The 25,360-nt window shown below is 68.8% G+C and carries 20 protein-coding genes and 1 tRNA gene; 17 read left to right on the top strand and 4 right to left on the bottom strand.

From position 1 onward, the window contains the following. Positions 1-37: 37 nt before the first annotated feature. The 6 genes from B9Y95_RS20590 to B9Y95_RS00130 all read left to right on the top strand — a co-directional run bounded on the left by B9Y95_RS20590 (position 38) and on the right by B9Y95_RS00130 (position 9,708). On the top strand, positions 38-184 hold the full coding sequence (locus B9Y95_RS20590) for a hypothetical protein (protein ID WP_153303387.1): 147 nt from the start codon (positions 38-40) through the stop codon (positions 182-184). 91 nt (positions 185-275) lie between these two features. Further along, the gene (locus B9Y95_RS00110) at positions 276-473 is read left to right on the top strand and encodes a hypothetical protein (protein ID WP_327083076.1); all 198 of its coding nucleotides are present in this window, start codon (positions 276-278) and stop codon (positions 471-473) included. A 78-nt stretch (positions 474-551) separates the two neighbouring features. Beyond that, positions 552-2,021: a cardiolipin synthase gene (cls, locus tag B9Y95_RS00115; protein WP_123539686.1), complete on the top strand. Its 1,470-nt coding sequence runs from the start codon at positions 552-554 to the stop codon at positions 2,019-2,021. Positions 2,022-2,160: 139 nt separating this feature from the next. After that, on the top strand, positions 2,161-5,694 hold the full coding sequence (locus B9Y95_RS00120; protein WP_085510167.1) for an SdrD B-like domain-containing protein: 3,534 nt from the start codon (positions 2,161-2,163) through the stop codon (positions 5,692-5,694). A 175-nt stretch (positions 5,695-5,869) separates the two neighbouring features. Next, positions 5,870-7,006, top strand: coding sequence for a baeRF11 domain-containing protein (locus B9Y95_RS00125; protein ID WP_085510168.1), 1,137 nt, complete (start codon positions 5,870-5,872; stop codon positions 7,004-7,006). 173 nt (positions 7,007-7,179) lie between these two features. Continuing rightward, a complete protein-coding gene (locus B9Y95_RS00130; protein ID WP_064294324.1) occupies positions 7,180-9,708 on the top strand; it encodes an ATP-dependent Clp protease ATP-binding subunit in 2,529 nt (842 codons plus the stop codon). Between the two features lie 125 nt (positions 9,709-9,833). Here the strand turns inward: B9Y95_RS00130 and B9Y95_RS00135 are convergent, their stop codons facing one another. Further along, positions 9,834-10,760 carry a Ppx/GppA phosphatase family protein gene (locus B9Y95_RS00135; protein WP_085510169.1) on the bottom strand — a complete coding sequence of 309 codons (927 nt, stop codon included), beginning with the start codon at positions 10,758-10,760 and terminating at the stop codon, positions 9,834-9,836. A gap of 282 nt (positions 10,761-11,042) precedes the next feature. Between B9Y95_RS00135 and B9Y95_RS00140 the strand changes: the two genes are divergently transcribed. From B9Y95_RS00140 to B9Y95_RS00160, 5 genes are all read left to right on the top strand, one after another. Next, the gene (locus tag B9Y95_RS00140) at positions 11,043-12,419 is read left to right on the top strand and encodes a glucose-6-phosphate dehydrogenase (RefSeq protein ID WP_085510170.1); all 1,377 of its coding nucleotides are present in this window, start codon (positions 11,043-11,045) and stop codon (positions 12,417-12,419) included. Positions 12,420-12,666: 247 nt separating this feature from the next. Beyond that, positions 12,667-13,185, top strand: coding sequence for an amino-acid N-acetyltransferase (locus B9Y95_RS00145; RefSeq protein ID WP_064294321.1), 519 nt, complete (start codon positions 12,667-12,669; stop codon positions 13,183-13,185). Positions 13,186-13,445: 260 nt separating this feature from the next. Continuing rightward, positions 13,446-18,359, top strand: a complete 4,914-nt coding sequence (locus B9Y95_RS00150; RefSeq protein ID WP_085510171.1) for an ExeM/NucH family extracellular endonuclease — start codon at positions 13,446-13,448, stop codon at positions 18,357-18,359. A gap of 130 nt (positions 18,360-18,489) precedes the next feature. Further along, positions 18,490-19,155: a hypothetical protein gene (locus B9Y95_RS00155; protein ID WP_085510172.1), complete on the top strand. Its 666-nt coding sequence runs from the start codon at positions 18,490-18,492 to the stop codon at positions 19,153-19,155. Between the two features lie 90 nt (positions 19,156-19,245). Continuing rightward, positions 19,246-19,653 carry an SseB family protein gene (locus tag B9Y95_RS00160; protein ID WP_085510173.1) on the top strand — a complete coding sequence of 136 codons (408 nt, stop codon included), beginning with the start codon at positions 19,246-19,248 and terminating at the stop codon, positions 19,651-19,653. Positions 19,654-19,827: 174 nt separating this feature from the next. On the opposite strand, the gene radA is transcribed toward B9Y95_RS00160, so the two are convergent. Continuing rightward, on the bottom strand, positions 19,828-21,204 hold the full coding sequence (gene radA / locus B9Y95_RS00165; RefSeq protein ID WP_085510174.1) for a DNA repair protein RadA: 1,377 nt from the start codon (positions 21,202-21,204) through the stop codon (positions 19,828-19,830). 109 nt (positions 21,205-21,313) lie between these two features. On the opposite strand from radA, the gene B9Y95_RS00170 reads away from it, so the two are divergent. Together B9Y95_RS00170 and B9Y95_RS21060 are read left to right on the top strand one after the other, a co-directional pair. After that, positions 21,314-21,403: transfer RNA gene (locus B9Y95_RS00170), tRNA-Ser, on the top strand. 211 nt (positions 21,404-21,614) lie between these two features. Next, positions 21,615-21,740 carry a hypothetical protein gene (locus B9Y95_RS21060; RefSeq protein WP_268808490.1) on the top strand — a complete coding sequence of 42 codons (126 nt, stop codon included), beginning with the start codon at positions 21,615-21,617 and terminating at the stop codon, positions 21,738-21,740. 37 nt (positions 21,741-21,777) lie between these two features. Here B9Y95_RS21060 and B9Y95_RS00175 read toward each other — a convergent pair whose 3' ends face one another. Together B9Y95_RS00175 and B9Y95_RS00180 are read right to left on the bottom strand one after the other, a co-directional pair. Next, positions 21,778-22,065, bottom strand: a complete 288-nt coding sequence (locus tag B9Y95_RS00175) for a hypothetical protein (protein ID WP_085510175.1) — start codon at positions 22,063-22,065, stop codon at positions 21,778-21,780. Positions 22,066-22,089: 24 nt separating this feature from the next. After that, positions 22,090-22,332: a hypothetical protein gene (locus B9Y95_RS00180; RefSeq protein ID WP_085510176.1), complete on the bottom strand. Its 243-nt coding sequence runs from the start codon at positions 22,330-22,332 to the stop codon at positions 22,090-22,092. Between the two features lie 181 nt (positions 22,333-22,513). Between B9Y95_RS00180 and B9Y95_RS00185 the strand changes: the two genes are divergently transcribed. The 4 genes from B9Y95_RS00185 (at position 22,514) to B9Y95_RS20935 (ending at position 25,356) form a co-directional block, all read left to right on the top strand. Beyond that, positions 22,514-23,479, top strand: coding sequence for a nuclear transport factor 2 family protein (locus tag B9Y95_RS00185; RefSeq protein WP_085510177.1), 966 nt, complete (start codon positions 22,514-22,516; stop codon positions 23,477-23,479). A 208-nt stretch (positions 23,480-23,687) separates the two neighbouring features. Beyond that, positions 23,688-24,065, top strand: a complete 378-nt coding sequence (locus B9Y95_RS00190; RefSeq protein WP_143736284.1) for a hypothetical protein — start codon at positions 23,688-23,690, stop codon at positions 24,063-24,065. Positions 24,066-24,093: 28 nt separating this feature from the next. After that, on the top strand, positions 24,094-24,705 hold the full coding sequence (locus B9Y95_RS00195) for a GNAT family N-acetyltransferase (RefSeq protein WP_085510179.1): 612 nt from the start codon (positions 24,094-24,096) through the stop codon (positions 24,703-24,705). Positions 24,706-24,714: 9 nt separating this feature from the next. Beyond that, the gene (locus B9Y95_RS20935) at positions 24,715-25,356 is read left to right on the top strand and encodes a DUF1653 domain-containing protein (protein ID WP_234993920.1); all 642 of its coding nucleotides are present in this window, start codon (positions 24,715-24,717) and stop codon (positions 25,354-25,356) included. The last annotated feature ends 4 nt before the right edge of the window (positions 25,357-25,360 follow it).

The following is a 25,360-nucleotide window of genomic DNA, read 5'->3' on the forward strand; positions in this document are numbered from 1 at the left end:
CACCCGGCAGCACGACCACCGACAGTCAGGCGCGACGATGAGCATGATGGACCCCGGCGACCACCAGGACCCGAAGAAGCAGGGGCCGACGACGGCGCGCATCACGATCTGGATCGTGGTCGGCGGGATCGGCCTGTACCTCGTCGTCAGCGGTCTGTGGGGCGCGCTCGCCGGAGGGTCCTGACCCCGTCGTCCCTGCGCTTCGACAGGCTCAGGAACCGCACAGGCACTTCGTTCCGGTCCCTGCGCCTGTCGAAGGGCGGTACGATTGACGGGTGATCGAAGACTACTGGCTCAACGCGCTCTGGTCGCTGCTGCCCACCGTGGTCGTCGGCATCATCTTCTGGGTCGTCATGCGCGCCATCCTGCGGTCCGACCGCAACGAGCGCAAGGCGTACGCGCAGGTCGAAGCGGAGCAGCGCGCGAAGCTCGGTCTCCCGCCGGTGGATCCCACCGGTCCTCGCGAGGTCTGACCCGTCCACATCCCGTCGCGGTGTCTCCGCCCCGCTGTCCGAAGCGGTCAGTAGGCTGGAGCCTCGGCACCTGAGCGGATGGGCGACATGACGATCGAGTTCTCCTGGAACTGGCTGGGCATCACGGCCCTCGTCCTGGACTTCATCATCCGTGTCATCGCGGTGATCGTGGTCCCGCGCAACCGGCGCCCCACCGCGGGGATGGCCTGGCTCCTCGCGATCTTCCTCATCCCGTACGTCGGCGTCCTCGCGTTCCTCCTCATCGGCAACCCGAAACTCCCTCGGGTACGGCGGAGGAAGCAGTACGACATCAACGTCTACATCCGCCAGACCACTCGCGACCTCGTCAAGGCGAACCTGACGTCGAACGCGCCCGCCTGGTTCCGGTCGGTCGTGACCCTCAACCGCAACCTCGGGTCGATGCCACTGCAGGGTGGGAACATCGCGAGTCTCATCGGCGACTACGAGGCTTCGATCCACGCCATGGCCGACGAGGTCGATCGCGCCGAGCAGTTCGTGCACGTCGAGTTCTACATCCTCACCTGTGACCGCACCACGAAGCCGTTCTTCGACGCGCTCGAGCGTGCCGTGGACCGCGGCGTCACGGTCCGGGTCCTGCTCGACCACTTCGCGAGCTGGCGGACCCCCGACTACAAGCACACATTGCAGCGCCTCACCTCGATGGGGGCCCAGTGGGCGCTCATGCTGCCGCTCCAACCGTTCAAGGGCAAGTTCCAGCGTCCCGACCTCCGGAACCACCGCAAGATGGTGATCGTCGACGGCGCGGTCGCGTTCATGGGCTCGCAGAACATGATCGACCGGAGCTACAACAAGCCGGGCAACATCAAGCGGGGTCTCCAGTGGCAGGAGCTCATGACGCGGGTGGAGGGCCCCGGGGTCGCTGGGATCAACACGATCTTCCTGAGCGACTGGTACAGCGAGACGGGCGACGTGCTCTCCCACGAGGTCGGCCTGCTCGAGGCCCGACCGGTGGGAGACCTCGAACTGCAGGTCGTGCCGAGCGGGCCTGGGTTCGACGGCGACAACAACCTCAAGCTCTTCCTCACGCTCATCTACGCGGCGCAGCGGCGCATCGTCATCACGAGTCCGTACTTCGTGCCCGACGAGTCGCTGCTCGCGGCGGTCACGACCGCGGTCCAGCGTGGTGTGCCGGTCGACCTGTTCGTCTCGGAGATCGGTGACCAGGCGATGGTCTGGCACGCGCAGCGCTCCTATTACGAGGCGCTGCTGCGAGCGGGCGTCCGGATCTTCCAGTACCCGGCGCCGTACATCCTCCACGCGAAGCACTTCACGATCGACGACGACGTGGCCGTGATCGGGTCCAGCAACATGGACATGCGTTCCTTCGGTCTCAACCTGGAGGTGTCGCTCATGGTCCGTGGGCGCGAGTTCGTCCAGGAGATGCGCGGCGTCGAGGACGGGTACCGCGAGATCAGCAAGGAACTGACGCTCGCGGAGTGGCTGAAGCAGCCGTTGCGGTCGACCGTGCTCGACAACCTCGCCCGGCTAACGTCCGCATTGCAATGAGGGTCCTCCGTCGCCGCGTCGGAGCCTGAACGAGCGACAGCTGTCCTTCATCGTTCGAGATGAACGATATCCCACATATCAGTCGACCAATTTGTGTATCGTGTCACCGCCCCCCTCTCCACAAGAAGGTCGGAACCACGTGAACACCACCCTTTTCCGCAGGGCGCTCGGCGCCCTGTCCATCGCCGCCGTGACCGGTGGCGCGCTGCTGCCGGGGGCGGTGCCGACAGCCGCCTCGGCGCTCGACACCGTCTCGACCGTCGCCGACGCGTCGACCCAGGCGCTCGGGCTCAACACCACCCTGCAGCGCACCACGACCGGCAGCGTCCCGTTCGACACCGAGCCTGGGCCGGGGCTCGACACCTCACCCGATGACGCGGTGTTGCGCTCCCACGACGCCGTCACCTACACGATCGAGGTGCAGCTGCGCGGGCCCGCAGGGGACGACCGGGTCGTCGTCCGTCAGCGCCTGCCCAAGGGACTGCAGTGGCCCACGGTCGCCCAGCTACCGGGGTACTGCGCCGCGGGTTCGGCCGTCAGCGACGACCGCTCCATCGTCGACTGCGTGCGCACCGACGTCCTGCCGAACTCGGTGAGCGCGATCGACCTCACCGCCGTGCTCACCTCGTCCCCGCCGAACGGAACGGTCGTCACCTCACCGCAGGACGGGATCGAGATCCTCGCCGTGGACCCGTCCGACGGCTCGGAGGTCCGCGCGACGACGACCGCACCCGATCTGGTCGTCAGCAGCGGTCCTCGGGTGAACCTCGGTGTGAAGCGCGGCCCGATCGTCGCCGGTGTCACCGAGCGCGACGGCACCCGTGGCTGGTACGTGGCGCACGACGCCTCCCTCTCGGTCACCGGTTTCGGCACCGACGAAGGACGCGGCGCCCGTGGGTCCGGCAACGTGGTGGCGGACGTGACCTTCCGGATCGACCTGAGCGGATACCCCGCAGGAGCGCAGCTGGCCACCGTCAACCCTGAGAGCCAACCGGTGCCGCACCGCTGCCTCGTCGGTGGCTTCGACGCCGCGGTCTTCCCGAAAGCGAGCGGCGGGGGCGCCGACGGGGTCACGGACTCCGGGACCTGGTCCTGCGAACTCGAACCCGACGGCCGTTCCGCCCTCGTCACGATCAGCGGTGCCGACCTGAGTGGCGACCACATCCCGACCCGGTCCGCCTCGGGCGCCGCGATCACCGCGCAGGGCTTCCTCGCGATCGGTCGGTTCGGCGTGTTCGTGCCGGAGTCCGCGGTGCCGTCGAACGGTTCCCTGCCGGTTCGGCTGGACCTCACCGAACTCGACGTCACCGGTGTCGCCGCCGATGGGACGCTCCTCGAGAACGCCCCCGAACCGCTGACCGACAACGCCGCAACCGCGACGATCGCGCACCGCACCGGTGGCGGCGAGCACACCACGCGCTACGTGGACCGCCGGACGGACAACCGACTGGTGCCCGGGCAGAGCACGGCCGGTTCCGGCGATGGTCCCGTCGCCGGCGGCCAGCGCTTCGAGCAGACCGTGGCCTGGAACAACACCACGACGGGCCCGCTCACGGGAGCGGTCCTCTGCGCGGTGTTCGACCCGGTCACGCAGCGCGTCGGCGAGCGTCCCGGCGGCGGCGCACCGGCGGAGTCCCGGACCACCGGTGGACCCGTGATCGTCGAATACGGCACGACGCCGAGTGTCGACGCCGCGGCCGACGCCGAGACCCGGCAGTCGCAGATGGATGCGACGACCTGCGACGACACCGACGACACCTGGGTCTCCGACCCGTCGCTCGTCGACACCGACGACATCACCAAGGTCCGTCTCCGCCCGGCCGACGGCGAACTTCCTCCTCGCACCGGCGTCACCCTGTGGGTGCAGCTGCAGGCGGTGGAGGGCCTCGAGGTGGGCACCTGGCTCACCGAGACCTACAGCGTGAAGTCCTCCGGCAACGGGGAGGATCGTGAGTCGCCGAGTTCCTGGGTCGAGGACGGCTGGTGGCACGGCCGGTATCGCGCCACCGACGACAACGCCCAGTACCCGCGCGGCGATCAGCTGGTGGCCGCGAACGCCGCCGTCGCCCTGAACAAGCGTGCGACCTCGCCCCCGGTCGCCCCCGGCGCACCTGCCCCCATCGCGGCCGGCTCACCGATCACGTTCGAGGTGCGCCCGGAGATCATCACGCCGGACGGCGTCGCCGACCGGGCCGCAGGCGTGACCGTCACCGACTCGCTTCCGGCGGGGTTCGTCTTCGACCACGCTTCGGCGACACCAGCCGCGACGACGGCGGTGGTACAGGCCGACGGGAGCACGCTCCTCACCTGGGACCTCGGGCGGATCAGACAGGGGGCGGAGCCGGTGATCACCTACACCGCGGTCTCGGATCGCTTCGTGGCGGGCCAGTTCCTCAACCGCGCGATCGTCGCGAGTCCCGACGACCCCGGCTCGCTGTCGGACTTCCCGGAGGACGCCGGGCGGCTCGACGCCCACTACTCCTGGCAGTCGATGGTCGTCTCCAGCCCCACCGGGCTGCAGATCGACAAGCACGTCGCGCGTCCCGTCGTCGAAGCGGGAGACGCGGTCGACTACGACGTCGTGTTCGCCAACATGACCGCCGGCGCCGTACAGCGCGAGGTGCGGGTGATCGACGTCCTGCCGTATCCCGGTGACGACCGTGGCTCGACCGAGCAGGGTGTCCTGGCTGCCACGCCCGGCTCGGACGGTGCGGTGCTCCGCTACACCGCGGCACCGGGCGCCGACGTCGCAGCCAACGTCGACCCGGACGTCGACGACGGCTTCGGGCTGCTGCCCGAGGGCGCGCGGTGGTGCGCTGAGACGGAGTTCGGCGCCGACGGATGCCCTGGGTCGATCGGCGAAGCGACCGCGATCGAGGCGACCGTCGCCGAGCTCGCGCCATTCGCCCCCGTCGTCGTCGACTATGCGCTGACGACGACCGCAGCCGCGGTCGGTTCGCGGTACGTGAACGACGCCGTCGTGCACTCTGCCACGCAGGCGCTCGGCGCCCAGTCGCCTCAGGTCGCCGCGCAGCTCGTGAGCACGACGATCGGCGAGCGCCTCTGGTGGGACCTCGACGCCGACGGGCTCGACGACGACGGGCCCGACGGCGGGCGTGGGCCCGGCGTCGAGGGCGTCCTCCTCGAGCTGACGGGCACGGACAAGCGTGGAGCGCCGGTGTCGCGGACGGCGACGTCCGATGCCGATGGACGGTACCGGTTCGATGCGCTGGTCTCCGGTGGTTACCGGATCGATGTCCGCCTTCCCGAGGGGCTCGCGGCGGACGCCACCGCTATGCGGGCAGGCGAGGATGACCTCCGGAACTCGGCGATCGAACCGGCGGCGTGGGCCATGCCCGACATCGCGATCGTCGATCCGTCACCGAGCGGGACGGACGGCGAGGACCTCCGTTGGAACGGCGGTCTCATCTCGACCGGCCCCGGGCCGGGGCCGGACCCGGGGCCGGGCGTGACACCCGTCCTGCCGGAGGGCGCCGCGAGCCCGGATGCCTCAAGCCCGCTGGCCGTCACCGGTGCCGGACTCACGACCGGTGCGCTCCTCGCAGCAGGCCTCCTCGTCGTCGCCGGGCTGCTCGCCGTGGCCGTGCGGCGAGCGAGACGGTCCGCCGCAGCGAACCAGCTGACAGACGGTCCGGTTCCGACCGACGGATGAGCGTCCACGTCGGGCCGCGGGCCCCATGCCCGCGGCCCGACCCGGCTCCGAATGTCCGCAGAATCGACCCCGGATCAAGGGGTGGACGCTCCCTATACTGGGGGCAAGTCAGGCCCACGACGGCGTCGCCTGCTCCCGGTCGACCCTTCGCCTGACGCGATCGAAGGAGGCATCAGTGCACCACACCGATATTCCGACCCGCTCCGACATCGTCGAGCTCGCCACCGCTCGCGAGCCGGGCAGCGTGTCGATCATCCTCGAGACCAGCACCAACCCTTCGGATACGAGCCATATCCGCTTGGACCTCAAGAACCAGGTGAAGGTGGCGGTCGAGCAGTTGACGGCCGCGGGAGCGGATCGGGCGGCGATCGCCGCGTTCACGAAGACGGTCGACGACCTCCAGGAGGATCCGGACTTCCTCCGCTACCTGTCGTCGAGCCTCGCGCTGTACATCAGCCCCGGTCTCACGCGCTACTTCCGCGTCCCGAACATCCTCCATTCCTGCGCGGAGGTCTCGGACCGGTTCTACATCAAGCCGCTGATGCGGGCCCTCACCTTCCCGCAGTCGGCCTACGTCCTGGCGCTCGCGCAGAGCGGGGTCCGGCTCGTCGCCGTCTCACGTGATCTGCCGGCCACGAGCATCGAACTCGAGGATGTCCCCGCCGACGTGGCCGCGGCCGCCGGTGTCGACTCGATCCGGGGCCGCGGTTCCGACGGTCGCAGCCCCCAGGGACGCATCCAGGGCTCCGAGGGACAGAAGGTCCGGATGCAGGAGTACGCGCAGGCGATCAACAAGGCGTTGACGCCCGTGCTCGCCGGCTCGAAGGAGCCGCTCATCCTCGCGGGCGCCGAACCGATGACGGGGATCTTCCGGGCCGTCTCGAGTTACAAGCACCTCGTGAAGCCCGAGATCGAGGGCAACCAGCAGGAGCGCTCGGACGAGCAGCTCGCCGCAGCAGCCCGCCCGATCCTCGACGAGCTGTACGCCGCCGAACTGCACACGCTGTGCGAGGAGTTCGGCACCCGCGCGTCGAACGGTCGCGCCGTGACCGACCTCGGCGACGTGGCACGCGCCGCGACGGCGAACGCGGTCGACACCCTGTTCGTCGACATCGACAGCAACCTGCCGGGCACGGTCGACGAGACCACCGGTGTCGTCACCCTCGCCGCCGACGCCGACGCGACGAACTACGGCGTGATCGACGAGATCCTCCGCCGGGCGCTGCTCTCCGACGCCCGGATCCTCGCCGTCCGCGCCGACGACGTCCCCGGCGGGGGCGCCCTCGCGGCGACCGTCCGGTTCCCGGTCTGACCGGGCCGCGATCAGCCGACACCCGCAGCGCACGTGCCCGGTGCACGTGCGCTGCGGCGTTCCCGGCAGCCGCGCATCACGCCCACGGCGAACAGGGGCGAAGAGAGCTGCGGCGGTCGTTACGCTCCTACTAACGGCATCACCACCCTGCCCGGTGCCGGAGGAGAGTGATCATGTTCGAGAGATTCACCGACCGTGCGCGTCGTGTCGTCGTCCTGGCCCAGGAAGAGGCCAAGATGCTCAACCACAACTACATCGGGACCGAGCACATCCTGCTCGGCCTCATCCACGAGGGAGAAGGAGTCGCCGCCAAGGCGCTCGAGTCCCTCGGGATCTCCCTCGATGCCGTGCGCGAGCAGGTCACCGACATCATCGGCACCGGCCAGCAGCAGCCGACGGGACACATCCCGTTCACGCCGCGCGCCAAGAAGGTGCTGGAGCTGAGCCTGCGCGAAGCGCTGCAGCTCGGCCACAACTACATCGGCACGGAGCACATCCTGCTCGGCCTCATCCGCGAGGGCGAGGGCGTCGCAGCCCAGGTCCTCGTGAAGCTCGGCGCCGACCTCAACCGTGTGCGCCAGCAGGTCATCCAGCTGCTGTCCGGCTACCAGGGCAAGGAAGCAGCCCCGGTCGGCGGCAACCAGAGTGAGCAGCAGGCACAGGGCGGGTCGCAGATCCTCGACCAGTTCGGCCGCAACCTCACGCAGGCCGCGCGCGACAACAAGCTCGACCCGGTCATCGGTCGCGACAAGGAGATGGAGCGGGTCATGCAGATCCTCTCCCGTCGCTCGAAGAACAACCCGGTCCTCATCGGTGAGCCCGGCGTCGGCAAGACCGCCGTCGTCGAGGGCCTCGCCCAGGCGATCGTCAAGGGTGATGTCCCGGAGACGCTGAAGGACAAGCAGCTGTACTCGCTCGACCTCGGCTCGCTCATCGCCGGTAGCCGCTACCGCGGTGACTTCGAGGAGCGCCTGAAGAAGGTCACCAAGGAGATCCGCACCCGCGGCGACATCATCGTCTTCATCGACGAGATCCACACCCTCGTGGGTGCCGGTGCCGCCGAAGGCGCGATCGACGCGGCCTCCATCCTCAAGCCGCTGCTCGCCCGCGGTGAGCTCCAGACCATCGGTGCCACCACGCTCGACGAGTACCGCAAGCACTTCGAGAAGGACGCCGCACTCGAGCGTCGCTTCCAGCCGATCCAGGTCATGGAGCCGTCGCTGCCCCACACGATCAACATCCTCAAGGGGCTGCGCGACCGGTACGAGGCACACCACAAGGTGTCCATCACCGACGGCGCGCTCGTCTCGGCGGCGAACCTCGCCGACCGCTACATCTCCGACCGCTTCCTGCCCGACAAGGCCATCGACCTGATCGACGAGGCCGGCGCACGCCTGCGTCTGTCGATCCTCTCGAGCCCGCCGGAGCTGCGCGAGTTCGACGACAAGATCGCCGGCGTCCGCGAGGCCAAGGAGACGGCCATCGAGGAGCAGGACTTCGAGAAGGCGGCGTCCCTCCGCGACGAGGAGAAGAACCTCCTCGGCGAGCGTCTGCGCCTCGAGAAGCAGTGGCGCTCGGGCGACGTCAAGACGACCGCCGAGGTCGACGAGGGTCTGATCGCCGAGGTCCTCGCCCAGGCGACCGGCATCCCCGTCTTCAAGCTCACGGAGGAGGAGTCCTCGCGACTCGTCTTCATGGAGAAGGCGCTGCACCAGCGGGTCATCGGTCAGGAGGAGGCCATCTCGGCGCTCTCCAAGACCATCCGTCGCACGCGTGCCGGCCTCAAGGACCCGAAGCGTCCCTCGGGCTCGTTCATCTTCGCCGGCCCCACGGGTGTCGGTAAGACCGAGCTCGCGAAGGCGCTCGCCGAGTTCCTGTTCGACGACGAAGGCGCGTTGATCTCCCTCGACATGTCGGAGTACGGCGAGAAGCACACGGTCTCGCGACTGTTCGGTGCTCCTCCCGGGTTCGTCGGCTTCGAAGAGGGTGGCCAGCTCACTGAGAAGGTGCGCCGCAAGCCGTTCAGCGTCGTGCTCTTCGACGAGATCGAGAAGGCCCACCCCGACATCTTCAACTCGCTCCTCCAGATCCTGGAAGAGGGCCGGTTGACGGATGGTCAGGGTCGCGTCGTCGACTTCAAGAACACCGTCATCATCATGACCACCAACCTCGGTGCTCGTGACATCGCCGGTGGTCCGGTCGGCTTCCAGATCGAGGGCAACGCCTCGACCGGGTACGACATCATGCGCGGCAAGGTGAACGAGGAGCTGAAGAAGCACTTCAAGCCCGAGTTCCTGAACCGTGTCGACGACATCATCGTGTTCCCGCAGCTGTCGAAGCCGGAACTCCTGCAGATCGTGGACCTGTTCACGAAGCGTCTCTCGGAGCGTCTGCTCGACCGCGACATGACGATCGAGCTCACGCTGCCGGCGAAGGAGCGCCTCATCGAGGTCGGCTTCGACCCGACCCTGGGTGCTCGTCCGCTGCGTCGTGCGATGCAGCGCGAGGTCGAGGATCAGCTCAGCGAGCAGATCCTCCACGGCGAGCTCAACGCCGGCGACCACGTGCACGTCGACTTCGTGAACGGTGCGTTCGCCTTCACGACCTCTGCTCGCGGTGAGTCGGTCGGTGCCGGCGTCAACGCGCAGGCGTCGCTCGGTACGGGTTCGGCCACGCCGGATCTCGCGATCACCGGCGAATAGTCCCGAGTCACCGAAGGCCCCCACTCCGCGGAGTGGGGGCCTTCGTCGTGCCGGGGTGTTCGTTCGCCCATCTTCGGGCGCGCGAGCATTGGATCGCCCAAACCTGGGCGAGCGAACGGCGGCGGTCAGCCGAGGCGGTCGAGGTAGCGAAGGATGATGCCCTCGCGGAGCGCCCAGGGGGAGACGTCGAGCTCGCGGACGCGGAAGGCGGCCATCGCCTCGGACAGGACGATGCCGCCGGCGACGATCTGGAAGGTCCGGTCGGCGGTGATCCCGGGGAGCGCGGGTCGCGCGTCAGCCGGAATGCGGGCGAGGCGCGGGATCCAGTCGTCGAGCTGGCTGCGCCGGAGCAGCGACCGTTCGGTGCCACCGATGCCGTCGGCCACCGATCCTGCGAGGCGTGCGAGGGAGCGGATGGTCTTGGACGACCCGACGACGTGGTGTGCGTCGGGCTCCTCGGCGAACGCGGGGAGCGCCGCGGTGAGCACCTCGCGGGCGTGCAGGCGGAGTGCCTCCTGCTGTGCGGCGGTCGGTGGGTCGTCGTGGAGGAAGCCGACGGTGGAGCGTCCGGCGCCGAGCGGGAGGGAGATCGCGACATCGGGGTACTCGTCGCCGCCGGCCGCGATCTCGAGTGAGCCGCCACCGATGTCGAGGAGGAGCATCTCGCCGGCCGACCAGCCGTACCAGCGGCGGACGGCGAGGAAGGTGAGCTTCGCCTCGTCGTCACCGGACAGGACCTGCAGGGCGATGCCGGTCCGCTCCTCGACGAGGGCGAGGACCTCCGCCCCGTTGGTCGCCTCACGGATGGCCGAGGTCGCCATCGAAAGGAGCTCGTCGAGGCCGCTCTCGCGGGCGATCGCTGCCGCTGCACCGATCGACTCGAGGATGACCGTGACGCCCTCATCGCTGATCGATCCATCCGGCGTGAGGTATCGCATGAGTCGCAGCACCGACTTGTGCGACGACTGGGGGATCGGCCGTGCTCCCGGGTGGGCGTCGACGATGAGCAGGTGGACGGTGTTCGATCCCACGTCGAGGACTCCGAGTCGCATGCGCTCACAGTACTGCCTGCGCGCCCGAGTCTGCGTTGGTCGGTCGCCAGCGCGGTGCGCTGACGTGAGCGCGGGTCCAGCGCGTGAGCGCGGGTCTCCGGAGGCGCGCGCCCACGTCCCTGGACCGCGGTGAGGCCGATACCGCGTCACTCGCGTCAGCGTACCGCGCTGACGCCCACACCCTCGCGCTCGCGTCAGCGCACCGCGCTGGACCGCGTGGGGTGGACCTCGAGAGGGCGCAAGGCCGCGCGACCTCGTCGGCGCACCGCGTAGGATCGCCGCATGACCGCCGCCACCTCGGAATCGTCCGCCCCTCGAACCCTCGTGATCCTCGGTGCCGGGGGCGATCTCACAGCCCGACTCCTGTTGCCGGGACTCGCGTCGCTCCTCGCCTCCCCGCGTGGCGAGGCGGTGCGCCTCATCGGGGTCGACCGCTCCGAGTCGAGCGACGAGGCCTGGCGGAAGCGCGTCGAGACCGCGTTCTCCGACGCCCCGTCGAAGCTCGCCGAGACGATCGTCGCCGAGACCACCTACGTGCAGGCCGACGTCTCGGATCCGGCGTCGCTCGAACGCGTCCTCGCGGCAGCCGGACCGAACGTCGCCCTCTACTTCGCCCTGCCGCCCGCCATCACCCTGCTCGCGTGCAAAGCGCTGCGGAAGCTGGAGCTCCCCAAGGGCATCATGCTCGCCCTCGAGAAGCCGTTCGGCACCGACTACGCCTCCGCCCGTTCGCTCAACCGCCTGCTCCAGCACCTGGTGCCGGAGGAGCAGGTGTTCCGCGTCGACCATTTCCTCGGCAAGTCGACGGTCCTCAACCTGCTCGGCCTCCGCTTCGCGAACCGCATCTTCGAACCGCTGCTCTCGGCCGACAACGTCGAACGCGTCGACATCGTCTTCGACGAGCAGTTGGCGCTCGAGGGTCGTGCCGGATACTACGACCGCGCGGGCGCCCTGATCGACATGATCCAGAGTCACCTGCTCCTCGTCCTCGCGTTCGCGGCCATGGAGCCACCGGCGAGCGTCGACGCCGAGGATCTGCGCGGCGGTATGGCCCAAGTGCTGCGAGCGACCCGCCCGTGGAAGGCGAACGGCACGGAGAGTCGGCGTGCACGCTACGGCGCCGGGACGATCGGGGACCGCGAGCTGCCCGCCTACATCGACGAGCAGGGCGTGGACCCGTCGCACCACACGGAGACGCTCGCCGAGATGACGCTCGCGATCGACAACTGGCGTTGGGCCGGTGTCCCGTTCGTGCTGCGGTCCGGGAAGGCGCTGGCGGACACCCGTCAGGAGATCGTCTTCACCTTCAAACCGGTGCCGCACCTCCCGTCCGGCCTGCACGGCATGAAGACCCCGGCGCGGCTCCGCATCGGTCTGAAGCCGGCTTCGCTCGACCTCGACCTGATGATCAACGGCGAGGACGACCCCTTCGAGCTGGACCCGGTCGCCCTCCACGCGGAACTCCAGGCGGGGCAGCTCAGTGCCTACGGCGAGGTCCTGTCGAGCATCCTCGAGGGTGACCCGACCCTGTCGGTGCGCGGTGACGTCGCCGAGCAGTGCTGGCGGATCGTCGCGCCGGTCCTCAAAGCGTGGCGCAAGGACGAAGTGTCGATCGACACCTACCCGGCCGGCACCGCGGGCCCGAGGTCCTGGCACTGACCCGTCCCTCGTGATCAGTGTGGTCACTTCGGTGTCCGGCGCCAGCGCGGTGCGCTGACGTGAGCGCGATCCACCGGACCGAGCGCGCCCCTCTGGAGGCCCGCGCTCGCGCGGCTGGGTAGCGCTCACGCCGCTTCGGCAGCGCTCGCGCGAGCGCACCGCGCTGGCGCCCACCAACCCGCGCTCGGTCGAGCGCACCGCGCTGGCGTCAGTAGACTTCTCGGAGGTTCTGACAGGAGGAGGCGGGATGGTCGAGCAGGCTCAGCAGGGGTATGTCGTCCGTCGGGCCCGCACGAGCGACGTCCGACGCATCCAGGCACTCGTCGAACCACTCGTGCAGCAGCGCATCCTCCTCGGCAAGGACGACGTCGTGTTCTACGAAGCCGTCCAGGAGTTCCGCGTCGCCGAGACACCCGACGGCGAACTCATCGGCTGCGGCGCGCTGCACGTCATCTGGGAGGACCTCGGTGAGGTCCGCACGCTCGCCGTCTCCGCAGACCACCTCGGCACCGGGGTCGGCCACGCGCTCGTCGAGCGCCTCGAGCACGACGCGATCGAGCTCGGCCTGCGTCGCTTGTTCTGCCTGACCTTCGAAACCGGCTTCTTCACGAGGCACGGCTATCAGGAGATCGGCGAGGAGATCGTCCCACCCGAGGTCTACGCACAGCTCGTGCGCTCGTCGGACGAAGGTGTCGCGGAGTTCCTCGACCTCGCGCGGGTCAAGCCGAATACGCTCGGTAACACCCGGATGCTCAAGCTGCTCTGAACCACAGCTTGAAGGTTGGCGCTCGTCGGAGTAACCGATGAGACCGTTCACAATACCTCGCTGATCAGTGATTTCGCGCACTTTCAGCGCGAAGCCCGTGCTCAGATGAGCAGGCCCGGATTTACGTGCCGTTCACATTCGCGGTGGTCTTCCGTCACGCATGTCGGTTAGCTTGTGAGGCACTACCCATCGTCTGTGCCTCGAATGGGGGGTGCGTTGTCGCGCGCTCCGAACGAGGACGGCCCTCGATTCGGAGCCACATGTCGTTCAAACACCCGTGGAGGCTGTCCGCCTTCGCCGCCCTTGCCGGGCTCGTCGCCGCACCCCTCGTGGCGACACCCGCCGTCGCCTCGACCGACGGCCTCGGCGTCGTCATCAACGAGGCCTACCTCTCGGGCGGGAGCGCGAACGCGCCCTACCTGAACAAGTTCGTCGAGCTCTACAACCCGAGCGATGCGCCAGTCGACATCAGCGGCTGGTCGATCCAGTACCGCAAGCTCGACGGCGTCGGCGCCTCGTCCACCGTGGTGCCACTCACCGGCTCCATCGCGGCAGGCGGCTACTACCTCGTCTCCGGCTCCTCGAACGGCGCCAACGGCGTCGCACTGCCGACCCCCGACGTCACGAGCACCCTCAGCCCCCAGGGACAGAACGGCACGATCGCCCTCGTCGCCTCGACCGCGGCGGTCACGCTCCCGACCGGTTCGGTCACGGGCAACCCGGCCATCGTCGACCTCCTCGGCTACGGCACCTCGAACACCTTCGAGACGGCAGCGTCCCCGTCGCCGTCGGGCAACAGCGTCCCGCAGTCGATCGCGCGCACCGCCTTCGCCGACACCGACAGCAACGCCGCCGACTTCACGCTCAGCGACACGGTGACGCCGCAGAACAGCGCCGGCGACACCCCGGTCGACCCTGAGCCCACCCCGGAGCCGACCCCCGAACCCACCGACCCGACCACGCCGGTCGAGCCCGGCACGGCGACGATCGCCGCCATCCAGGGCACCGGCGCCGCGAGCACGATGGTCGGCCAGACCGTCACCACCACGGGCTTCGTCACCGCGAGCTTCCCGACCGGCGGCTTCAACGGCTACTACCTGCAGACCGCGGGCACCGGTGGAGCGATCGACCCCGCGACGCACCTCGCGTCCGACGGTGTCTTCGTCTACTCGCCGGCCACCGTCGGCTCCGTCGCCGTCGGCCAGTACCTGCAGGTCACCGGCGTCGTGGACGAGTACTACGGCCTGACGCAGCTGAAGGTCACGGACCCGGCCGCCGTCACGGCGCTCGACGCCACCGGCGTCACCGCACCGACCGCCGCGAGTGTCGCCTTCCCGGCGACCGACGAGGAGCGCGAACGCCTCGAGGGCATGCTGCTCGCCCCCGCCGGCGACTACACGGTCACCGACAACTACAGCACGAACCGCTACGGCGAGATCGCGCTCGCGGCATCGACGACGCCGTTCGTCACGCCGACGGTCCTCGGCAAGCCCGGTTCCGCTGAGGCTCTCGCAGCCGCGGCGCGGGTCCCGGCGGAGAAGGTCGTCCTCGACGACGGCGCGACCGTCGACTTCTCGAAGGCGGAGAACACCGGCACCCCGCTGCCGTACCTCTCGACCACCGCGCCCGTCCGGGTCGGTGCCGCCGTCGACTTCACCGCTCCGGTCGTCTTCGACTTCCGCAACAGCAACTGGAAGTTCCAGCCCACGCAGCAGCTGACCGGTGCCAACACGGCGACCGTGCAGCCGGCCACGTTCGAGAACACGCGCTCCTCCTCGCCTCGCGGTGTCGGTGGCGACGTGTCCCTCGCGACCTTCAACGTCCTCAACTACTTCGCCACCACCGGCGACTCCCGCACCGGGTGCACCTTCTACACCGACCGTCAGGGCGGCAAGACGACGGTGAACAATTCCGACGCCGCCGGCTGCGGTGTCCGAGGTGCGGCGACGGCCGAGAGCCTCGCCCGTCAGCAGGCGAAGATCGTCTCCGCGATCAACGCCCTGGACGCCGACGTCGTCTCGCTCGAGGAGATCCAGAACTCCGCCTCGATCGGGCTCGACCGCGACGACGCCCTCAAGACGCTGACCGCGGCGCTCAACGCCGATGCCGGCGAGGGCACCTGGACGTTCGTTCCGTCGCCCGCGAAGGTCCCCACGGACGAGGACGTCATCCGCACGGCCTTCATCTACAAGTCCGCCACCGTCGAGACCGTCGGTGAATCGCGCATCCTGCTCGACTCGCCCGCCTTCGACAACGCCCGTGAGCCCGACGCGCAGGCGTTCAAGCCCAAGGGTGCGGACGACGCCGCGACGTTCCTCGTGATCGCGAACCACTTCAAGTCGAAGAGCACCTCGGCAGCGGCCACCGGTGACAACGCCAACACCGGTCAGGGCGCCTTCACCGGCGACCGCACGCGTCAGGCGAAGGCCCTCGTGACCTTCGCGGACACGGTCTCGAAGGACGTCGGCACGAAGAAGGTCTTCCTCGTCGGTGACTTCAACTCCTACGACGCCGAGGACCCGCTGGACGTGCTCCGCGACGCCGGCTACATCAGCCAGGAGGCCAAGACCGGCGAGTACACCTACGCGTACGAAGGCGCGGTCGGGTCCCTCGACCACATCTTCGCGTCGCCGGCAGCCGACCAGAGCGTCACCGGCGCCGACGTGTGGAACATCAACTCCGTCGAGTCGATCGCCCTCGAGTACTCCCGCTACAACGCGAACGTGACCGACTTCACCGTGCCGGACATGTTCCGCTCGAGCGACCACGATCCCGTGATCGTCGGCATCAGCGCCGACGCGAGCGAGTCCGCGACCGTCAACCTGCTCAACATCAACGACTTCCACGGTCGGATCGACGCCAACACGACGAAGTTCGCGGGCACGATCGAGCAGCTCAAGGCGATGTTCGCGCCTGACCAGACGGCGTTCATCTCCGCTGGTGACAACATCGGCGCCTCGCTCTTCGCCTCGTCGTCGCAGCAGGACCAGCCGACGATCGACGTGCTCAACGCGCTCGGCCTGAAGGCCTCCGCGGTGGGCAACCACGAGTTCGACCAGGGCTACGGCGACCTCGTCGACCGTGTCATGGCCGACGGGAAGAACGCCGCCTGGCCGTACCTCGGGGCGAACGTCTACAAGAAGGGAACGAAGAACCCGGCGCTCAAGGAGTACACGATCCTCGACATCGACGGAGTGAAGGTCGCCGTCGTCGGCGCCATCACGCAGGAGACGCCGACGCTCGTGTCGCCCGCCGGCATCGCCGACCTCGACTTCGGGGACCCGGTCGAGGCCGTGAACCGCGTCGCGGCGCAGCTCACCGACGGCGACGAGTCCAACGGTGAGGCGGACGTCATCGTCGCCGAGTACCACGAGGGTGCTGGAGCCGGCACGCCGGACGGCGCGACCCTCGAGCAGGAGCTCGCGGAACAGAGCGCCTTCACCGAGATCGTCACCACGACGAGCGCGGACGTCGACGCCATCTTCACCGGCCACACGCACAAGCAGTACGCGTGGGACGCTCCGATCCCCGGCGTGACCGGCAAGACCCGTCCGGTGCTCCAGACCGGCAGCTACGGCGAGTTCATCGGTCAGATCACGCTGACCGTCGACCGCGCGTCGGGTGACGTCACCGCCTACACGGCGAAGAACGTCGCACGCACCACGGTGGCCGAGGCCGACCTGGTCAAGCAGTTCCCGGCGGTCGCGACGGTCAAGACGATCACCGACAAGGCCCTCGCGGTCGCGGCCGAGATCGGCAACCAGAAGATCGGTGAGGCGAAGGCCGACATCACCCGCGCGTTCAACAACGGGGTGAAGGACGACCGCGGCGCCGAGTCGACGCTCGGTGCGCTCGTCGCCGACTCGCTCCGTGCCTCGCTCTCGAGCGCTGACCGGGGCGGAGCCGACATCGGCATCGTCAACCCGGGCGGCATGCGCGAGGAGATCCTCGCGGGCGACATCACCTACGCCGAGGCGAACGCCGTGCTGCCGTTCCTCAACAACCTGTGGACGACCTCGCTCACTGGTGCACAGTTCAAGACCGTGCTCGAGCAGCAGTGGCAGCTCGACGCGGCCGGGAACGTGCCGTCCCGTCCGTACCTGCAGCTCGGACTGTCGTCGAATGTGCAGTACACGTTCGACCCCACGAAGGCCCAGGGACAGCGGATCACGAGCATCACGGTGAACGGTGCGCCGATCGACCCGAGCAAGAGCTACCGGATCGGCTCCTTCAGCTTCCTGCTGCAGGGTGGCGACAACTTCCGAGAGTTCGCGAACGGCACGGACACGCGCGACTCCGGTCTCGTCGACCGCGACGCGTGGATCGCCTACCTGACGGCGAACAGCCCGGTGGCCCCGGACTTCGCCCGCCAGAGCGTGCAGGTCACGAACGCGCCGACCGCAGCGGTCGCCGCAGGGAAGACGGTCACGTTCGACGTCGCGAAGCTCGACCTCACCTCGACCGGCAGCCCGGTGAACACCTCGCTGACGATCGAACTCAACGGCTCGCCGATCGGGACGGTCCCGGTCACCGCGGGGGCCGCGACGGTGTCCTTCACCGTCCCGGCGGGTACCGCTGACGGCGCGGCGACGGTGCGCCTCACGGCACTCGAGTCGGGGACGACGCTGACGGTGCCGCTCACGGTCGCGACGCCGCCGGTGGTCACCCCGCCGACGCCCGCACCGGAGTCCGCGCTCATCCAGGCGCTCAAGGACCTCATCAAGGCGATCACCGACTTCATCATCGGCAAGCTCGCCACGATCCACGTCGGCAAGGAGTACGCCGGCACCTGGGTCAGCGTCTGGTTGCACTCCGACCCGATCCTCGTCAGCGACGGCCTCGTGCAGGTCGACGCGGACGGCAACGTGCAGGTCACGGTCCCTGAGGACGCGCCGGTCGGTGCCCACCGCCTCGTCGTCCAGGACGCCGACGGCAACGTCATCGGCTGGCAGGACATCGTCGTGCAGGCTGCGGCGGTCGACCCCGGCACCGACCCGGGCACCCAGCCCGGTGCAGGCGGCGGGACCGGTTCGGGTACGGCCGGCGGCAGCCAGGACGGCAGTCTGAGCAAGACCGGTGCCGAGCCGTGGGGGAACGCGGCGCTCGCCGCTCTGCTCCTCGTCGGTGGCCTCGCGCTCGTGATCGCCCGTCGTCGCTCGGCGCAGCAGCTCTAGGCTCTCTCACCACCCAGCACCACCCAGCATCATCCAGCATCATCCCGATGCCCCGTCATCGGTCGGACCACGGTCCGCACCGACGGCGGGGCATCGGGCGTTTCCGCGCCACTGCACTTAATCTGTGAGCATGTCGAGCCTCACGAATCCCCGCGGACCGGAGCGGCCCGCCGTCTACTGGCGACGCAGGTTGATCGTGTTCGGCGTCCTGCTCGCCGTCATCGTCCTGGTCATCGTGCTCATCGTCCGTCTCGCGTCGGGTCCGGGCGCCGAGAACACCGCCGCGACGCCCACGCCGACGCCCACCGCGACCCCCGCGCCGACAGCCGCGCCGGAAGCGTCGACGACCGCTCCGATCGATGAGGCCGCGACCACCGACCCCGGTTCGGCGGCCGCGTGCACCGCCGATCAGATCCGCGTCGAGGCCGTCGTGAACGGGTCGAGCTTCGCGGCCGATGAACTGCCGCAGCTCTCGCTCAGTGTGACGAACACCGGCTCGGCGGCGTGCACGATGAACGCCGGCACGAGCCAGCAGGTGTTCACCGTTTCGAGCGGTGAGGAACCGTACTGGACGTCGACCGACTGCCAGACCGCACCGAGCGATCAGCAGGTCCTGCTCGAGCCGGGGAAGACGGTGTCGTCGAACCCGCCGATCACCTGGGACCGCACGCGGTCGGCGCCCGACACCTGCGACCAGCCGCGCGACCCCGTGCCCGCCGCTGGCGCCTCGTACCACCTGAACACGTCGATCGGCGGCTTCGCCTCCGCCGACAGTGCGCAGTTCCTGCTCAACTGAGTTCGCGCGTCACCGAGAGTGCTCGTTTCGTCCGCTGTCCGCGGATCAGGCGACGCTTCGTGCACTCTCGGTGCCTGCGACAATGGACGCATGGCGAAGCAGAAGCGACCCGAGTTCCGTTCCGAGCCCTTGGCCGCGGCCCTCGCCGCCGGCGACATGGTGGCCGTGGCACTCGCGTTGCGGAACGGCCGTTTCGTCGTCCCGCTCATGAAGCCGGGCAACCCCGACAAGCCGACCGAGACCGGCGAGGTCTGGATGTTCCGTCAGCCCGAGACCGCGAGGCTCGCGCTGCTCCTCTTCTCCGACGCGAAGAACAAGCCGGTCGCCCTGCCTCCCTACGTCGGCCTGCACGACGGCACCTGGCTGGCGAGCTTCCTCCGCACCTACGGCGACGACATCGAGACGGTGCTCTTCGACGTCGCCGGTCCGCACTCGCTGCAGGCGTCGCCGGAGGAACTGCTGCGGGTCCTCGAGCTCGAGGCGCCGGCCGCCGAATAGCCCGACCCCGACCGCAAGTCCCGCTCTCAGCGTCGTCTGCGGTTCGCAACTCCTGCAGGTCGTCGTCCGGACGCGGGCAAGTCCCGTTCTGGGGCACTGCGGGACCAGTCCGCAGGAGTTGTGAACAGCATTCACCTGCTCTGGTTCTTGGAGCAGGCAGGTGGGCGGCTGCGCTCAGAAGGCGGCGTCGAGCTCGCGTTCGCGTCGGGCGGGCCGTGCAGCCTCGGCTGCGGTCTTCGCGATGCCCAACACTGACTTGAGGTCGTTGCTGACGTCGGAGTTCAGCAACAGCTTGTAGCCGAGTCGGTTGCCTTCCGAGCCGCGCTGCTTCGCGACGCTCACCGGACGCACTTCGCCGCTGAGGCTGATCTCCCCGTAGGCCGCGAGGTCGCGGGGGAGGGCCAAGTCGCGGATGACGGAGACCAGGGCGAGGGCGATCGCGAGGTCGGCTGCCGGTTCGCTGATCTTCACGCCGCCGACGGTGGAGATGTAGACGTCGTGGTCGGTGAGGTCGTAGGAGTAGCGGCCGTGCAGCACGGCGAGGATCATCGCGACACGTGACGGGTCGACGCCGTTGGTGACGCGGCGGGGGTTCGGCGCCTGCGTCTTGTTGATGAGGGCCTGGACTTCGACGGGCAGGGCGCGACGGCCTTCCATGACGATGGTGACGCAGGTGCCGGCCACGGGCTCGTTCTGGCTGAGGAAGAGCGCGCTCGGGTCGGGGACCTCGGCGATGCCGTCGCCGGCCATCTCGAAGCAGCCAACCTCGTCGGTGGCTCCGAAGCGGTTCTTCTGTGCGCGGAGGAAGCGGAGCGCGGTGTGGCGGTCGCCCTCGAACTGGCAGACGACGTCGACGAGGTGCTCGAGGAGCCGGGGGCCGGCGATCGAGCCGTCTTTCGTGACGTGGCCGACGAGGAGGACCGGGAGGTCGCGTTCCTTGGCGATGCGGGTGAGGACGGCTGAGACCTCGCGGACCTGGCCGGGTTGTCCGGCGAGGCCGTCGGACTGCGAGGAGGAGACGGTCTGGACGGAGTCGACGATGAGGAGCTTGGGTTGCACCTGGTCGATGTGGCCGAGGATGGTGGCGAGGTCGGTCTCGGAGGCGAGGTAGAGGTCGTCGTGGAGGGCGCCGGTGCGTTCGGCACGGAGGCGGACCTGGCTGACCGACTCCTCGGCGCTGACGTAGAGGACGCGGGCGCCGGTCTTCGCCGCGCGGGACGCGACCTCGAGCAGCAGGGTCGACTTGCCGACGCCCGGCTCACCGGAGAGGAGGATCGCGGCGCCGGGGACGATGCCGCCGCCGAGCACTCGGTCGAACTCCGCGATGCCGCTCGACCAGCGGGGTGCCTCGTCGGCGCTGGCCTGGGTGATAGGGCGTGCGGCGCGTTCGTCCGTGGCGCGGATCGGGGTCAGCTTGCCGAGGACACCGGTGGGAGCCGAGGCTTCGACGACCGTGCCCCACTGCTGGCATTCGCCGCAGCGGCCGGCCCATTTGGCGGTGGTCCAGCCGCATTCGGTGCAGCGGAATGCGGGGGAGGGTGCCTTGGCCATGCGGCCAGCCTAAGCGCGGCCGCCGACACCGCCGGCCCTCCGCGCCGCCTGTGGATGACCGGCATCGCTCAATTCGCGTCGGCGCTCGTCTTCTATTACACTCGACCCCGGTACCGTGTCCGAGCGGCCGAAGGTGCAACTCTCGAAAAGTTGTGTGCTTGAAAGAGCACCGTGGGTTCAAATCCCACCGGTACCGCCACGAAGAAGCCCCCTCCATCCCCGAGCAACACCGGGACGGAGGGGGCTTCGTTCGATACAGGCCCTATCGACGCTCGCTATCGTCGAGTATGGGGACCTTCGATGAGGAACGTGACCGGAACGCACATCTGCCGACAGGGGAAGCGGCACCTCCGAGCCCACCAGGAGCGCCTGAGCCGCCGTTTCAGGCGATCTTCCCGAATCTGGACCGCGTGTCTCGAGACTCGTTGCGGAAGGGCACGTTCAGTCGCCGCCGAATCATCCGCGCAGCGATCGGGTTCCTGGTCGTCGTCATCACGATCGTCGTCATCGTCTGGCTGACCGGGCCGAGCGTCTAGCCCTGCCCGACGACCGACCGTCAGAGCAACTCCTCGTTCACGATGAAGGTTGCTGTTCGACACCGGCCCGGCGAGATGAGGAGCGCGACATCCACCTCGTCGCCTGCTCTGCGACGGCGGACAGCACCAGCCCAGGCGTCATGATCAGCGCCACCCCTGCGATGCCGAGGAGCGACACGAAGGCACCAGAAGCCGTCGCCGCTTCCCACGCACCAGCGGGGATCTCGAGCAGCATCGCGTTCCGGAGCATCTCCCAGAGCAGGTAGCCGCCTCCGAGGCCCAGCAGACCCCCGAGGGTACGAGCGAGCGCGTACCGGTTCAGCATGCACGGAGCCTTTCGTCGAATCGATCAGGCATCATCACGGGTCCGGGACGCCTGGATCGCGTCAGCGACCTCGTGCTCGGAGAAGCCGTCCTCGGACAACTGCGCCCGGAGCTCAGCGTCGGCGCGCGCCAGCCTGCCCTGCGGCCGACGACGGTGCATCCGCACGTACTGGGTGCCCAGCGCGAGAACGAGGAAGAGCACCAGCCCGGCGAGCAGGAGTCCGAGCGCCAGCAGCAGCCCGCCACCCACGTCTTGGATCAGGCCCACGATGCACCCCCCCCGGATGTCACGGTCGTTGCAACCAGGGTAGAGAACGGGGCGAGTGGATGCGAGCCGCGAGACCAGACTGTGGGAGGTCTCCACCGCTGTTGAACTGAAAGACACGGATTCCCAGCGAAGCCCAGGGACACCTCACCTGAGCTTCAGAACACCGTCGCACAGTGAATCCATGATCAGATCACGTGCCCTCGTCGTCCCGCTCGTCCGCACCGCTGCCGTCCTCGCCGGCGTCTCACTCCTTGCGGGGTGCCAGGCCACCTCGGCAGCCGTGCCCGATCCGTCGTCCTCGGTCTCATCAGCGCGGAAGGGAAGCGCCGACGGCGGCTCGACGGGCGACCGCAGCGACTCGAAGACCGAGCAGAAGAACCTCGCCGCCGTGCTCAAGTTGTACACGGACGCCTTCCCCGACCCCGCCTCCTCGAAGGCGGTGGCCACGACCGACAAGCTGGTCGCGGCCGATGCCGTCGCGCACGGCTCTGGGCAGAAGAGCGGGCCGAGCGGCGTCCTCGCCGAGTTCACCGCCGACCGGACACGGGTCCCCGGGGCGCAGGCGGTCGTGAAGCACACCGCGGCCGACGGCGACCTCGTCGCCGTACACTACCAGGTCGCTTCCGACCCAGCCGACGAACGGACAGGCGAGGCAGCCGTCGACCTGTTCCGGGTGCGGGACGGCGCCGTCGTGGAGCGCTGGGCGTTCGACCAGCCGATCGCGACCGGGACGCCGGCGAGCGGGAACACCAACACGATGTTCAGCGACCTCTACAACCCGGCGAAGCCCGCGGTCGCGCCGTCGGAGAAGCAGGAGGAGCAGAACCGGACGTTCGCGGTGAGCGCGTACGACACGCTGTTCCGCGACCAGGACGTCTCGATCCTCGACACAGCGTTCGACCCCGCCTACCTTCAGCACAACCCGGTCGCACCGAACGGCACGGCAGCGCTCAAGTCGTTCTTCTCCGGGTCCTCCACGTTCCCGCCGCAGGAGTCGGTCATCTCGCTGAGCGACGGCGACCTCGTGTGGACGTTCTCGCAGTGCGTCGGAGCGAAGGCCGACGACCCCGTTCTGGCAGCGGACATCTTCCGCGTCGACGACAAGCTCATCCGCGAGCACTGGGACGTGGTGCCGACCGCCGGGTGAGTGCCTCCACGGGCGGGCCCGAGTGTGCTGTGCGTGGGACCCGACGCATGCGGCCCGACATTGACCCGCGGTCGGTCGCTTCACCGACTTCGCCGGATACCGCTCCTGACGCCATCGCACCACCCCTGGCGATCCCCGTCGGCGCGCGGCTACAGTCGGGGACGGTCCCGATCAGGGATTGTCGAACGACGTACGAGAGGTGTGCAGCATGGCGAAACGACCAGGGGGAGTGACCATCGTCGCGGTGATCGTCTGGATCCAGGGGTTCCTGAGTGCCCTCGGCGGTGCGCTCCTGATGATCGGCGCGAACACGCCGAACGGCAACCTCCAGGGGATGAACGTCGTCGGCCTCGTGTCGCTGATCCTCGGGATCATCACCATCATCGTCGGTGTCGGCCTCCTGCGGGGGAGCAGTGTGGCGAGGGTGCTCACGACGATCGTCCTCGTGCTGTCGATCGCCAGCGCCGTCTACGCGATGGTCACCACCGGCAACGTCGCGACGCAGATCATCAGCATGCTGCTCGCGGTCATCGGCCTGATCCTCCTCTACACGAAGGCCGCGTCCGACTACTTCCGCTCGGCCTGAGCAGCGCGCACAGCCCTCTCCTGTCACGATGTCCGCTTCGCCCGCAGTCACAATCCGGCCCTACGAGGCGTCTGACGAATCCTCGTGGGTGCGATGCCGGGTGCTCGCTTTTCTGACGACCCAGTACTACGACGACGTGTGGCCTCGCCGCCCGGATGTGTCTGCACCGTCGTTCGGGCTCGTCGCGGTCGATGGGGAGGGGCGCGTGATCGGCTTGCTCGACGTCAGTGTCGACGCTGAGGCCGCGACGATCGACTCGATCGCGACGCATCCCAGTCACCAGGGCGCGGGGATCGGCACAGCTCTCCTCGAAACAGCTGTGGAGCGGCTGGTCGAGACGGGTGTCACGAGGCTCGATGCGTGGACCCGCGAGGACCAGGCAGCGAACGCCTGGTACCGCCGCAACGGCTTCTCCGAAACGTTCCAGTACCTGCATGTACACCTGGAAGACGGAGACGATGCCGAGGGGTTCACGACGCCGCCCGGGTTCAGCGGCCCGGTCCGCGCATTCGTCCATGCAAGCATCGAGCGCGAGCAGGAGCTCAGGGAACGCTTCGCTCGGGTGTATGTGTGCCGCCGGTATGTCCGGGACCTCTCCGCCGGAACTCCAATCGAGACAGGTGTCGACAGCGCTGACTAGGCTCTGGGGATGACTCAGGACTTCGCAACGCTGAACGCCCACGCCATGGAGGTCGCCGCCGCCTACGACGATCTCAGCACGAAGCGGATCGGACGTCCGTGGACGAACCAGGAGGTCGCCCTCGGCTTCGTCGGCGACGTCGGTGACCTGGCCAAGATCGTGATGACGCTCGAAGGGACGCGCCGCATCGACGGTATCGGACTCGAACAGCTCGAGCACGAACTGTGTGATGCCATCTGGTCCTGTCTCGTGCTCGCCGACCGGTTCGGCGTCGACATCGGCGAGGCGTTCCCCCGTCAGATGCAGGATCTGGTGCGGCACGTGTCCGAGCTCCGCGCCGACGAAGCTGGCACTGATTCCGCGACGCCCGCTGGTGAGAATCGCGGCATGAGCGACGACAGCACGGCCAGCACCGACGACGGCGAGTCCTTCGGCGTCGAGCCCGGCACCTACCGGCACTTCAAGGGTGCACGGTACGAGGTCATCGGCGTCGGACGCCACAGCGAGACCGAGGAGCCGTACGTCTTCTACCGGACGACCACGACCCCGCCGACGTCGTGGGTGCGACCGCTCGCGATGTTCGTCGAGCCCGTCTCACGCGACGGCTACGAGGGACCGCGCTTCGCGCGCATCGATGACGACGCCGACTGACCGG

Source organism: Plantibacter flavus (genome assembly GCF_900177615.1).
Taxonomy (GTDB): Bacteria; Actinomycetota; Actinomycetes; order Actinomycetales; family Microbacteriaceae; genus Plantibacter; species Plantibacter flavus.